Annotated in this window: 10 protein-coding genes; 4 read left to right on the top strand and 6 right to left on the bottom strand. The window is 74.4% G+C overall.

What is annotated here, in order from left to right:
- Positions 1–981 (bottom strand): NAD-dependent epimerase/dehydratase family protein, encoded by a 981-nt coding sequence (locus IE330_RS21650; RefSeq protein ID WP_190137751.1) that lies wholly within the window; start codon positions 979–981, stop codon positions 1–3.
- 308 nt (positions 982–1,289) lie between these two features.
- Between IE330_RS21650 and IE330_RS21645 the strand changes: the two genes are divergently transcribed.
- A complete protein-coding gene (locus IE330_RS21645) occupies positions 1,290–1,895 on the top strand; it encodes a dTDP-4-dehydrorhamnose 3,5-epimerase family protein (protein WP_190137750.1) in 606 nt (201 codons plus the stop codon).
- An 83-nt stretch (positions 1,896–1,978) separates the two neighbouring features.
- Positions 1,979–5,320 (top strand): AfsR/SARP family transcriptional regulator, encoded by a 3,342-nt coding sequence (locus IE330_RS21640; protein WP_190137749.1) that lies wholly within the window; start codon positions 1,979–1,981, stop codon positions 5,318–5,320.
- Between the two features lie 24 nt (positions 5,321–5,344).
- On the opposite strand, the gene IE330_RS21635 is transcribed toward IE330_RS21640, so the two are convergent.
- From IE330_RS21635 to IE330_RS21625, 3 genes are all read right to left on the bottom strand, one after another.
- Positions 5,345–6,505 carry a nucleotide disphospho-sugar-binding domain-containing protein gene (locus IE330_RS21635; protein WP_190137748.1) on the bottom strand — a complete coding sequence of 387 codons (1,161 nt, stop codon included), beginning with the start codon at positions 6,503–6,505 and terminating at the stop codon, positions 5,345–5,347.
- Between the two features lie 5 nt (positions 6,506–6,510).
- Complete coding sequence (locus IE330_RS21630) at positions 6,511–7,674, bottom strand: nucleotide disphospho-sugar-binding domain-containing protein (protein WP_190137747.1); 1,164 nt, start codon at positions 7,672–7,674, stop codon at positions 6,511–6,513.
- A gap of 190 nt (positions 7,675–7,864) precedes the next feature.
- Positions 7,865–8,479: a PadR family transcriptional regulator gene (locus IE330_RS21625; protein ID WP_190137746.1), complete on the bottom strand. Its 615-nt coding sequence runs from the start codon at positions 8,477–8,479 to the stop codon at positions 7,865–7,867.
- Positions 8,480–8,724: 245 nt separating this feature from the next.
- On the opposite strand from IE330_RS21625, the gene IE330_RS21620 reads away from it, so the two are divergent.
- Positions 8,725–10,305 (top strand): MFS transporter, encoded by a 1,581-nt coding sequence (locus IE330_RS21620; protein ID WP_190137745.1) that lies wholly within the window; start codon positions 8,725–8,727, stop codon positions 10,303–10,305.
- 76 nt (positions 10,306–10,381) lie between these two features.
- Here IE330_RS21620 and IE330_RS21615 read toward each other — a convergent pair whose 3' ends face one another.
- Positions 10,382–11,557 carry a nucleotide disphospho-sugar-binding domain-containing protein gene (locus tag IE330_RS21615; protein ID WP_190137744.1) on the bottom strand — a complete coding sequence of 392 codons (1,176 nt, stop codon included), beginning with the start codon at positions 11,555–11,557 and terminating at the stop codon, positions 10,382–10,384.
- 206 nt (positions 11,558–11,763) lie between these two features.
- Between IE330_RS21615 and rfbA the strand changes: the two genes are divergently transcribed.
- Positions 11,764–12,672, top strand: coding sequence for a glucose-1-phosphate thymidylyltransferase RfbA (gene rfbA / locus IE330_RS21610; RefSeq protein WP_190137743.1), 909 nt, complete (start codon positions 11,764–11,766; stop codon positions 12,670–12,672).
- A 7-nt stretch (positions 12,673–12,679) separates the two neighbouring features.
- On the opposite strand, the gene IE330_RS21605 is transcribed toward rfbA, so the two are convergent.
- The coding region (locus IE330_RS21605; RefSeq protein ID WP_190137742.1) for a response regulator transcription factor at positions 12,680–13,041 on the bottom strand (362 nt) is incomplete at its 5' end.

The following is a 13,041-nucleotide window of genomic DNA, read 5'->3' as shown; positions in this document are numbered from 1 at the left end:
TCAGACCGGGGGCGCCGACAGGTCCTGCCACAGGTCGGCGACCGCGTCCTCCGGGCGGCGGTGCGGCGACCAGCCGAGGAGGTCCCGGGCGAGCCGGATGTCGACCTCGAGGCATTCGGGCGGGGCCGCGGCGTCACCCTGCGGGAGCGGCTGTTCGATGATTTCCGCGGGTACTCCGCTCACCTTGATCAGCAGCTCCACCAGGGAGCGCACGGCGACGGCCCGGCCGCTGCCGATGTTGACGACGCGGGCGCGGGCCCCGGAGCGGGCGGCGGCGCGCACGGCTGCCGCCGCGTCGGTGGCGTCGACGAAGTCGCGGGCCGCGCGCAGCGGGGTGAGCCGGATCTCGGCGGTGCGGCCCTCGCGAGCGGCGAGCCGCAACTGGTGCGCGACCCGGCCGAGCAGGCTCGCGACGGGTGAGCCCGGCCCGGCGATGTTCGCCATCCGCAGCACGAGGGCGTCGACGTCGCCGCGCCGGGCCGCGTTCAGGACGAGGTCGGTGCCGCGCAGCTTGGTCTGCCCGTACGCGGTGGTGGGGTGGGTCGGCGTGTTCTCGTGGACGGGCCGGCCCGCGTGGGCGGGGGCGTACTCGTTCACGGAGCCCAGGTGGACGAGGCGTACAGGGGCGGTGGCCCGGCGCAGTCCATCCAGCAGACATCGGACCAACTTCACGTTGGCGACGACCATCTGCGCCTCCGACGCCGCCCACACGGCGCCCGCGGCGTTCACCACCACCGAGGGGCGGCCGTCGGTGAGGGCGCGAGCCAGCTCCGCGGGCGGGGTCGCGCACAGGTCCAGGGCGAGGGCACGCGTCCCCGGGGGGATCGAGGACGCGTGCCGGGACACGGCGATCACGTCGCTGTGCTCGTCCCGGAACGCAGCGCACACGTGTCTGCCTACGAAACCGGTTCCGCCCAGTACGACCACCCGGGCGGGGCCGCCCGTGGGGGTGTCGTGCTGGTCTGTGGCGTTGCCGAACATGGGGACCTCCGCGCACCCGGTGCCTGTCCGCCCCTGTCGTGCCGCCGGGGGCGGCGGGTCGCTGCGGGGCGCCTCGGCATGGTCCCCGGTGGGGTTCAAGGCTGTGTCCACGGTGCCTCGTGGCCGGAGGCGGCGGGGGCATGGCTGCCTCATCGCGGCGGGTCAGCGAGGTGCGGGCGGGAGGGGCCGGCCGCACCGTTCCTCGCGCGCCCCCTCGGGGCGGCCCCCCGGCATCGCTCCCGCCGTACCGGTCTCCCCTACGGGGCCTCAATCGAGAATCGAACGGTGCTGCCTACGTTGCCCGGACTATGGACATTCGGGAACTCGCGGTGCCGCGCGCCTGGCGGATCACACCGCAACAGCACTCCGACCGCCGCGGGTCGTTCTTCGAGCTGCACCGGTACAGCCGGGCGGCCGAGGAGACGGGACGGCCCTTTCCGGTCGCGCAGGTGAACTTCTCCAGCTCCCGGCGGGGCACGCTGCGCGGTATCCACGGCACGGTGACGCCACCGGGGCAGGCGAAGGTGGTGACGTGCGTGCGGGGTGCGGTCCTCGACGTCGTCGTGGACACGCGCATCGGCTCCCCCACGTTCGGCCGGTACGACATGACGCGACTGGACGCCGCATCGGGTGCGGCGGTCTACCTGTCCGAGGGGCTCGGCCACGGGTTCCTCGCGCTGACCGACGACGCCTGCGTGTGCTACCTGTGCTCCTCGGAGTTCGTACCGGGCAGCCAGGTCGACATCAACGCCCTGGACCCGGACCTGGACATCGACTGGGGCCTGACGGAGGCTCCGCTGATGTCGGACAAGGACGCCGCCGCGATGAGCCTTGCCGAGGCCGCCGCGGCGGGGCTGCTGCCGACGTACGAGGAGTGTCTCGCCCTGGAGGCGGAACTGCGCGGGTCCGGATGACGCCGGCCCGCCTGCGGGTCGCACCGGCCCCCGGGCCCGGCACGGCCGGGCGGCTCCCACCGGGCCGCCTGCACAATGGTCGGGTGGCGAGTGGGGTACGGATCGGCATGCTGGGCGAGCTGGACGTCCGGACGGAGGACGGCGCGGCGGTGGCGGTGCCGGGCAGCAGGCTGCGCGCGCTGCTGGTGCGACTCGCCCTGGCGGACGGGCGGCCGGTGCCGAGCGAACTGCTCATCGGGGAGCTGTGGAGCGACGCCGACCGCCCCGCGGGCGCCGTCAACGCCCTTCAGGTCCTGGTGTCCCGGCTGCGCCGGACGCTGCCGGAGGGCCTGGTCGAGTCGCGCCCGCGCGCCTACCGTCTCGCGGTGCCGCCGGAGGCCCTGGACGTCCGGGAGTTCGAGGACCTGGCGGCGCGGGGGCGCTCCCTGCTCGGTGCCGACGACGTACGGGCCGCGGCGGCGCTGCGCGCGGCGCTCGCCCTGTGGCGCGGCCCCGCCCTGGCCGACCTCGACGACACCGGCTTCGTCCGCGGCCAGCGCGACCGGCTCGAGGAACTGCGCCTCGCCGTCACGGAGGATCGCGTCGAGGCCGAACTGTCCGCGGGGGACGGTGCCGGGCTCGTGCCCGAGCTGGAGGCGCTGGTCACCGCGCATCCGCTGCGGGAGCGTCCGCGTGCCCAGCTCATGCGCGCGCTGAGTGCCGCCGGGAGGCAGGCCGACGCCCTCGCCGCGTACGGGGACGCCCGCCGCCTGCTCGCGGACGAACTCGGCGTCGATCCGGGCCCCGACCTGGTCCGCGCACACCTGGCCGTGCTGCGCGGCGAGGCCGCGCCGCCGAGGCGCCGCCCGGCTCCCGCCGCCCCACGCGAACCGGGAGTTTCGGAGACCGCGAAGGGGCCGGGAGAGCCGGCGAGCGCGGAGCCGCCGGTGGTTCCCGCGCCGCGCCCCCGTACCAACATCCGGGCCCAGCTCACCCCCTTCATCGGCCGGGAGCGGGAAGTCGCCGACATCGAGCGCCTGGTACGCACCCGGCGGCTGCTCACGCTGGTCGGCCCCGGCGGCGCGGGCAAGACGCGGCTGGCGGCCGAGTCGGCGGCCCGGCTCGCGGAGGCGGTGCCCGACGGGGTGTGGCTGGTCGAGCTGGCCGCCGTTACCGAACCCTCCGACGTGCCGCAGGCCGTCGTGACCGCGCTCGGGCTGCGCGCGGGCGGGCTGATCGCCCCGGCCGGCACCAGCCCGCAGGGCCCACGGGACCGGCTGGTGGCGGCGCTGCGGGACAAGCGGACGCTGCTGGTCCTGGACAACTGCGAGCAGGTCGTCGACGCCGTCGCCGAGCTGGTCGACGCGCTGCTCGGGCAGTGCCCGCAGGTGCGGGTGGTCACCACCAGTCGGGAGCCCCTCGGTATCACCGGCGAACAGCTCGTGCCGGTGCTGCCGATGCCGGTGCCGGATCCGCTCACCCCGGCGGAGTCCGCCGTGCGCAGTCCGGTGGTGCGGCTCTTCGCGGAGCGCGCCGCCGCCGCGCGCCCCTCGTTCCGGGTCACCGAGGACAACGTGGGCGTGGTCCTGGACATCTGCCGTGCCCTGGACGGACTTCCGCTCGCCATCGAGCTGGCCGCGACCCGGCTGCGCTCGATGTCACCGCGGCAGGTCCGTGACCGGCTCGACGACCGGTTCGCGCTGCTCACCGCGGGCAGCCGGACGGCGCTGCCGCGGCAGCAGACGCTGCACGCGGTGGTCGACTGGAGCTGGGAGCTGCTGACCGCCACCGAGCGCGAACTGGCGGCCGCGTTCGCCGTGTTCCGCAGTGGGGCGGTGCTGCGGACGGTGGAGCGGGTGGCCGCCGACGATCCGGACGCGCGGCGCCCGACGGTACTCGGACAGGATGTCGTCGACGCGCTGACCGGGCTCGTCGACAAGTCCTTCCTGACCGTCACCGACACCGACGGTGAGCCCCGTTACCGGATGCTGGAGACCGTCCGCGCCTTCGCCCTCGCCAAGCTGGACACCACCGGCCGCGGCGAACGGGTCCGCCACCGGCACGCGGAGTTCTTCCTGGACCTCGCCGAGCGCGCCGAGCCGCAACTGCGCCGCCGCGACCAGCTCGACTGGCTGCGGGCGCTCACCGCCGAGCACGACGAGCTGGTGGCGGCGCTCGCCTGGGCCGTGGACCGGGGCGAGAGCCGTCTCGCGACCCGGCTGGTGGCGGCCCTCGGCTGGTACTGGTTCCTGCGCGGGCGCCGCCAGGAGGCCGCGCAGTGGGCCGGGCGCGCCCTGGCCCTCAACCCGGTCGAGGTGCCGCCCGCCGCGCGGGTCCTGGCCCTGGTCACCGCCGTACCGCAGCCGGACGACGCGGGCCGGGCACCCGAGGACTTCCACTCCCGCCTGACCGAGGCGCGCGCCCTCATCGACGGCATGGAGCGGGACGGGCACCCGTTCTCGCATCCGGCGCTCGGCCTGTTCGAGCCCATCGCGAGCATGCTCAGCGGCGACGGCTCGCTCCTCGAGTCGCTGGCCCGCCGGTCCGAGGACCCCGACCCGTGGGTGCGGGGACTGGCCCGGCTGCACCGCGGGCGGATCGCGATGACGCTGGGTGAACCGGAGCGGGCGGCGGCCGACTACCGTGTCGCCGCCGGCCTGTTCCGCGGGATCGGCGAACGCTGGGGCACGGCGCAGGCGCTGGTGGCGGCGGCGGAGACACCGGGCGTGCGCGGCGAGCCGGGCGCGGCGGTCGGCATCCTCGAGGAGGCGCTGCGTCTGGTCGCGGAGCTGGGCGACCGCGAGGACCAGGCCCTGCTGATGGTGCGGCTCGCCACCGAGCGGGCCCACGCGGGCGACCTGGAACGCGCCCGGGGCGAGTTGGCGGACGCGCTGCGCCTGGCGGACGAGCTGGGCGCGCGTGAGCAGCGGACGCTGGCGCTGTGGGCGACGGGCGAGGTGGCGCGCTGGGCGGGGGCGCCGGAGGAGGCGCGGCAGTGGCTGGAGCAGGCCCTCGCGGAGTTGGCTGCGTCGGGCCGGGGCGTGGACCGGGTGCACGCCCTGGTGCTCGTGTCGCTGGGCTTCGTCGAGGCCGCGGCGGGGCGCGCGACCGCCGCCCGGGAGCGGTTCGCCGAGGCGGTGGCGGCACTGCCGCCGGTGCCGGACCCCGGCGTCCTCGTCGGTCTGCTGGAACTGCTCGCGGAGACGGAACTCGCCGAGGGCCGTCCGGCACGCGCCGCCACCCTGTTGGGCACCGCCGGCGCGCTGCACGGTACGGACGGCGGTCTCGCCCGGCCGGATGCGGACCGCGTCACCGGGGCCGTGCGGCGTCATCTGCCCGAGGCCGAGTACGCCGCCGCGTACGGGCGTGGCGCCGCCACCCGCCGCGCCGCGGCGATCGCACTGCTGCGGGAGGCGGCCGGACGCCCCGAAACACCCGCGCCCTGAGCGCGGGTCACGGTGCGACCGCCCTCAGGCCAGTGCCTCCAGGGCCGGGACGAGCGCGGCCGGGGTGGGCTGAACGGTCATGGCGGTGCGCATCCGCTCGGCTCCCGCGCGTGGCTCGGGGTCGTGGAGCACGGTGCGCAGCGCGTCGGCGATGCCTGCGGCGTCGAGCTGGTCGGCGGCGGTGAGGTTGATCCCGGCGCCGACGTCGGCGACTCGCCGACCGCACTGGGCGAGGGCCGGGTTGAACTGTGGCAGCACGACCTGCGGCAGCCCGTGCGCGAGCGCGGTGAGAGCCGTACCGGAGCCGCCGTGGTGGACGACGGCCGAGCAGCCGTCGAGGAACAGGTGCAGCGGTGTCGGTTCGACCAGCCGGACCGACGGTGGCAGGTGGCCTACCCGCTCACGTAGCTCGGCGGCGAGCGGGACGAGCAGTTCGACCCGGTCGAGGCCGGCCGTCGCCGTGGCGAGGGTCTCCAGGAGGGTGAGCCCCCCGAGGTGTGCGGGCATGCTGCCGAGGGACACGCAGATCCGGGCGGGGCCGCCGGGGGTCCGCCGGGCCCAGGGCGGCACCGATCCGGTGCCGTTGAACGGCACGTGCCGGGCCGTCATGGCGGGCGCGGCCTCGGGGAACTGGAGTCCGGGCGGGCACGGGTCGACGATGGCCGCCGGGTCGGGGAGCCCGTCGGGCAGGCCGAGGCGGTCGCACAGGTCCGCGAGGGCTTCGCGGGCGGGCCCGGCGGCCTCGGTGGTCATGGTCTCGGGGCCCCAACGGTGCACCACCACCGGCACGTCGAGCACACCACCGAGGACGCGCGCGCCGAACTCCAGCGGGTCGGCGACGATCAGGTCGGGCCGCCACCGGCGCCCCACCGACACGTAGTCGTCGATGACGCCCTCGACGCGCTGCCGCCAGCGAGCGGCGAGCTGTTCCCAGGTGGGTTGCCAGACCCCGCCGGGCACGGCGGCCTGTTCCTTGGCGACCTGCGCCATCTTGCGGCGCCGTTCGGCCTCCAGCCGCTCGCTGCCGACGACGGCGGTGAGCAGTCCTGCGGACTCGGCGTGCGGGAGGAGGTCGGGCTGGCAGACGAGCAGGACGTCGTGGCCCGCGGCCCGCAGCGCGTCGGCCAGCGGCACCATGGGCAGCAGATGGCTCGGTACGGAGACCGAGGCGAAGAGCACCCGCACGGCGCTCAGCCCGCCAGCTCTTCGAGCATCGGCACCAGGTGCGCGGGCGTCGGCATCGCGGCCATCTCGTCGCGCAGCTTGGCGGCGGCCGTGACGTGGCCGTCGTCGTCGAGCAGGGCGCGCAGTGCCGCCCGCACCTGCTCGGGGTCGTTCTGCGTCCCGGCCTCGTCGAGGGCGCGGCCCACGCCGGTCGCGACGACGCGGTCGGCGACGACGAACGTGTCGGTGATGCCGGGCAGCACGAGCTGCGGCAGGCCGAACGCGGAGGCGGTGAGCGTGGATCCGGCACCGCCGTGGTGCACGACCGCGTCACAGGTGTCGAGGAAGAGGTTGAGCGGGGCCGGGTCGACGACGCGTACGTTGCCGGGCACGGGCCCCAGCTCGCCCTGGAACTCGGGCTCCAGCGTCAGCACCAGTTCCACGTCGTCGAGCGCGCCGCCGGCCTCCGCGACGGTCCGCACCAGCGGCAGCCCGTTCAGTGCCGCCGTCAGCCGTCCGAACGTCACGCACACCCGGCGCCGCCCGAAGGGCTTCTCCGCGGCCCACTCGGGCAGCGAGCCGGAGCCGTTGAAGGGCACGTACCGCATGCCCTGGCTCGCCGGGGCCTCAGGGACCTGGAGACTGGGCGGGCAGGGGTCGAGGACCAGGGCGGGCCGGGGCAGCCCGTCGAGGCCGAGCCGGCCGAGCATGGTACCCATGGTGCGGGCGGCCATCTCCTGGCCGGGGAAGCCCGCCGGGTCCACGCCCCAGCGCCGGTTGACCACCGGGATCCGCAGGACACCGCCGACGAGCAGCGCGCTGAATTCCAACGGGTCGGCGACGATCAGGTCGGGCTTCCACTCCCGGGCCAGCGCGAGGTACTGGGAGACCATGTAGCGGCAGTGGATGAGCCAGATCTTGTTGACGTCGTCCCAGTGGCCGTCGCGGACCCGGGTGTGCCCGACCTCGATCGGCCTCTTGCCCTCGGGCAGCCCCGAAGTGAGCGGTTCGAGTGCGTCGAACCACTCGCCGACGACGGCGGTGCACAGCCCCGCCCCGTGCGCCGTCCCCACGATGTCCGGCTGCCCCGCGACCAGGACGTCGTGCCCCGCCGCGCGCAGCGCCCATCCCAGCGGGATGGAGGGAGCGAAATGAGTGGACACGGGGGTGCTCATGAGCAGGACGCGCATGGGGGTTCTCCCTCACCGGCTGACGATCGGACGACATGCGCCGTCCATCGTCAGCACGGGCGTCCAGCCTCGATCGGGCCCGGGTGGAGGCCTCCGGTGGCCCCGGAGGGCAGCGGGGCCGCACGGCGGGCTCCGCCACCGGCTCGGGGGACAGCGTGCCCCGCCCCGCCCCCGGCCTGCTCTCGTGGCGCTACTTGGCCAACAGGCGGTACAGGGAACGCCGAGCGTCCACGAGAACCCCCCGGACCTCCGCGTAGCGGTCGTCGTCGGCCTCGTACAGGGCGTGCCGCACCGCGGTGACCACGTGCTCGCACAAGACGTCGATCTCCCTGGTCCGCGCGTCCCCCGCGCATGCCACGCCCTGCCAGACCGCTTCCGCCTGCCGGCGGTTCTCCTCGACGTGGACGCGTCCCGCCTCGCTGAGGCGGAAGCCGCGGCGCCCGCCGCCCTCCACGGGCTCGATCAGTCCGTCCTTCTCCAACTGTTCCAGTGCCGGGTAGACCGCACCGGGGCTGGGCCGCCATGCGCCGTGGCTGCGCTCGGCGATGCGCTGGACGATCTGGTTCCCGTTCAGCCGCTCCTCCTCGGCGAGCAGCGTCAGCGCGGCCGTACGGATGTCACCGCGCCCCGGCTTGTACGCGCGCAGCGCGGTCGTCCCCGCGGGCGGCCCGGCGGGCCGCATCGCCATGGGCGCGGAGCCCACCGCGGCCTCCGGCGGCAGCGCCGACTCCGCGCGCGGGGCGACGGGCGGCACGGCACGGATCTCGGCGGACTCGACGGTCGGGGGGATCTCGGCGTCGTTCATCACGGACCACCTGCTCTCATCTACAGAAGTTCTACAGAAGAAGCTGACGACATGAACATTACCTCTAGAACTTCTATAGAACAACCACTGAGGGCGGGCACCCGGGGCCGCGGACAGCCGCGTGCGGCCCGGCTCAGCCCCCGCTCAGCCCGCTGACAGCTCCGGCTCAGCCACGCCCTCCACGGTGGCAACCGGACAAGCGAGGCCCCATCGCCTCGCCCCGCCGAAGAAGGAGCCACGCGGAGATGACAGGACCAATCGCCGCCAAGGCGTCCCCCGCGCCCGGGGCCGCGAAGGCGATGTCACCGAACATGATCAAGCTGACCTCAGCCAGCGCCCTCGGCATCCTGCTGCTGGCCAGCCTCGACCAGACCATCGTCGGCAGCTCGGCGTGGACGATGGCCCGGGACCTCGACCCCGTGCACGGCCTCGACCTGCTGCCCTGGCTGTTCACCGTCTACCTGCTGGCGTCCACCGCCACGCAGCCGCTGTACGGCAAGCTCAGCGACGTCTTCGGGCCGAAGAAGGTGTTCCTCTTCGCCACCGGCCTGTTCCTGGTGGGCTCGATGCTGTGCGGCGCCGCCCAGGACATGCGGCAGCTCATCCTGTTCCGCGCGGTCCAGGGTCTCGGCGCGGGCGGCCTCGTCGGCGTCACCCTCGTCATCGTCGCCATGATCTCGCCCCCGAAGGACCGGGCCCGGCGCTCGGGCCTCGGCGGCGCGATCATCGGTGGCGGCAGTGTCGCGGGCCCGCTCCTTGGGGGTGTGGTCAGCGAACACCTGGGGTGGCGCTGGTTGTTCTTCATCAACCTGCCCCTGGGCATCGCGGCCGTCGCGGTCATGGTGTACGCGCTGCACCTGCCCGCGGGCGCGCGGCGCAAGGAGCCCGTCGACGTGGTCGGCGCGGTGCTCATCGCCGCCGCGGCGAGCGGGCTGCTGCTGGTCACCGACTGGGGCGGCACCAAGTACTCCTGGACGTCGCCGCTGATCCTCGTGATGGGGGCCGGGGCCGTACTGGTCTCCGTGGCGTTCGTCTGGTGGGAGCGGCGGGTGCCCGCGCCGATCCTGCCGCTGTCGCTGTTCCGCAACCCGGTCTACCGCACGGTGACGCCGCTGCAGATCGTCACCGGCCTCGCGGTGATGTCCGCACCGGTCTACCTGGCGACGTACATGCAGATCGCGCGGTCGCAGACGCCGACCAGCTCGGCGATGTTCACGGTGCCGCTCGCGCTCGGGCTCGTGATCTTCTCCACCTCGGGCGGCCTGTGGATCGCCCGCTCCGGCCGCTACCGCATGGTCCTCGTGATCGGCAACCTCCTGTGCACCGCGGCGCTCGCGCTGCTGGGGCTGCTCGGTGAGCACACCTCGCCGTGGGTCATAGCGGTCGACCTGTTCCTGCTCGGCTCCGGGCTCGGCGGCCTGATGCAGGTGTCGATCCTCGCCGTGCAGAACGCCGTGGAAGCACATGAGTTGGGCGTCGCCACGACATCGGTTCGGTTCCTCGGCCGGATGGGACAGGCGCTCGGCACCGCGCTTCTGGGTGTGCTGCTCAACGCCTCCTTCGACGACAAGCTGCCCGGTGAGGTGTCGGACCGGCTCGGCGGGAACGTGTCGAACCTGGGCTCGGTGCAGGAGTTGCCGGCGTCCGTGCGGGACAGCGTCGTGGACGCGTTCGTCTCGGCGAACCACGTCATGTACCTCACCGCCGCCGCGGTGTCGGTCGTCGCCGTGGTGCTCTCCCTTTTCGTGAAGGAGACGATGCACGACGCGAAGAGGAGCTGGACGGAGGCGGACGCCGAGACGAGCGCCGCTCCCTCCAAGGGCTGACCTCGGCCCCGACCCGACCGCGGGGCGGTACGCGCTTCCCCCGAGCGCGACCGCCCCGCTCCTCTTTTCGCGGTGCTCAGCGCGCTGCCAGCCGCTCCAGGGGGGCGACCCACGCGGAGGGGGCGGGCTGAGCGGCGGCGGCCGAGGCCAGCCCCCGCGCGGCGCGGGCGGGCCCGGGACCGGAGAGGAGCGCGGTCGCGGCCGCGCGGATCCGGTGCTCGCCCTGCTCGTCCTCCCTCAGCAGGGCCCCCGCCCCGGTCGCCGCAAGGCGCTCCCCGTGTTCGACGAGGTACGGCGCCTGCGGCAGCACGAGCTGCGGCAGCCCGAACGCCGTCGACGTCAGCGCCGTACCCGCCCCGCCGTGGTGCACCACCAGCACGCACCGTTCAAGGAAGAGCGTCAACGGAACGTCCTCGAGGAACACCACGCCGTCCCCCGCCCCGCCCACCCCCTCCCGGGTCCCCGCGGGCGCCGCGACGACCACCGGGCCCGGCGCGCCCGGCCCGCTCAGCGCGCGCAGCGTACGGCGCAACAGCTCCGCCCCGCCCAGCGCGAGCGCCCGCGTGCCGAAGGAGACGCAGACGGCGCCCTCGGAACACCCCCGCGGGGACGGCCTGCTGCCGCCGCCGTTGTACGGCACGAAGCGGATCCCGGCGCCCGGGCTCAGCTCCGGGGACTGAAGCCCCGGCGGGCACGGGTCGAGGATCAGTGCCGGGTCCGGCATTCCCGCCCCGGTGAGTGGCGCGAGCACCTCCCGGGCCCGGCTCCAGCGCTCGTCACCGTGCGCGTCCACCCCCCAGCGGTGATGTACGAAGGGCACCCCCAGCTCACCGGCGACGAGCGGAGCCGCGAACTCCAACGGGTCCGCCAGGATCAGATCGGGACGCCACCCGCGCGCCGCCGCCAGGGCGGGAGCGAGTACGTGGTCCATCCGCTCCCGCCACCGCGCCGCGAACATCGCCCAGGGCGGGGCGCCCTCGTCGGCCGACGGCTCCGGCCGCTTCCCCGACTCGTCCCGGGGCCGGTGGCGTTGCTCCGCGGCCCCCGCCCCCGCGGCCCGGCGCCGCCTGCCGATGTCGTCGTACACGCCGCCCACCACCGTGACGTTCAGCCCGGCCCCCCGGGCGGTGGCCGCCACGTCCGGCTGGCAGAGCGCGAGCACCTCGTGGCCGGCGGCACGCAGCGCCCACGCGAGGGGCACCATCGGAGTGAGGTGGGTGGGCACCGGACTGGTCATGACGAGGACGCGCACGGGGTTCCTCCGCGGTCGGGTTCAGGGCGCCGGAACCATCGCAGGCGCCCCTCGACGACGGCTGGAAGGCCGGGCGGCGGTCCCTGCCCAGCTCGACCGGCCCACCAAATCCACGCGAACCCGCGGTGATGTGCTGCATCCCGGACCGCTCGCTTCCGTCGCCCACCGGCCGGAAGGAGCACACTCCTCGGCCTGGAGGGAAAGCCATGAAAGGGATCGTGCTCGCGGGAGGCAGCGGCACGCGGCTGTATCCCACGACACTCGCCGTGTCCAAACAGCTCATGCCGGTCTACGACAAGCCCACCGTCTACTACCCGATCTCGGTGCTGATGCTCTCCGGGATCACCGACATCCTCATCATCTCGTCGCCGGACGACCTGCCGCAGTTCCAGCGTCTGCTCGGCGACGGCAGCAGCCTCGGCGTGAACTTCACCTACGCCGTGCAGGAGCGGCCCAACGGCCTCGCGGAGTCGCTGATCATCGGTGCCCCCCACATCGGGGACGACTCCGTCGCGCTCGTGCTCGGTGACAACCTCTTCCACGGGCCCGGCCTGTCCCCGCTGCTTCAGCGCAACGCGCGCGACGTCGACGGCTGCGTCCTGTTCGGCTATCGGGTCAGCGACCCGGAGCGCTACGGCGTCGGCGAGGTCGACGACCAGGGGCGCCTGGTGTCGATCGAGGAGAAACCGGCCGTGCCCCGCTCCAACCAGGCGGTCACCGGACTGTACTTCTACAGCAACGACGTGGTGGACATCGCCAAGAACATCCGGCCGTCGGCCCGCGGCGAGCTGGAGATCACCGACGTCAACCTGCGCTACCTGGAGCAGGGCCGGGCACGCCTCGTGGAGCTGCGCCGCGGCTTCACCTGGCTCGACACCGGCACCCCCCAGGCGCTGCTCACGGCGAGCCAGTTCGTCGGCATCCTGGAGAGCAGGCAGCGCGTGCGCATCGCGTGCCTGGAGGAGATCGCCCTGCGCATGGGCTACATCGACGCCGACGCCTGCCACCGCCTCGGCGAGCGGCTCGGCACGTCCGACTACGGACGGTACGTGATGGAGGTCGCCCGCGCCTGGCGCCCCTCCACCACGGCAACGCCCCAGCTCGCCGGGGCGTGACGCGTCCTCACTGAAGCATGATCAGGGACAAGGACACGGCCTTGTTGACGGCATCGAGCCGGGACACGGCGTGCAGCTTCACGAAGATGTTGTGCAGGTGCCGTTTCACCGTCCCTTCGGAGATGCCCAGTTGACGGCCGATCTGCGCGTTGGTCATGGCTTTGCCGACCAGTTGGACGACCTCTCGCTCCCGCAGGGACAGCGAACCGTGCTCCTGCGGAGCGGAGGACGACAGGGCAAGGCCGCGGGACGGCTGGGACCGGGCGCGAGCGGGCGGCGCGTACGACTCCGGGGCCACGCCCCACGACGCGCCCGGGGCACCGGCCGCACGCGACCGGCCTCGACGCGGAGGCGCTGCGCGCGGCGGCC

The sequence above is a fragment of the Streptomyces longispororuber genome, assembly GCF_014656095.1.
Classification (GTDB): domain Bacteria; phylum Actinomycetota; class Actinomycetes; order Streptomycetales; family Streptomycetaceae; genus Streptomyces; species Streptomyces longispororuber.
Note: the sequence above shows the minus strand (reverse complement) of the source record. Positions and strands in the feature narration are given on the sequence as shown.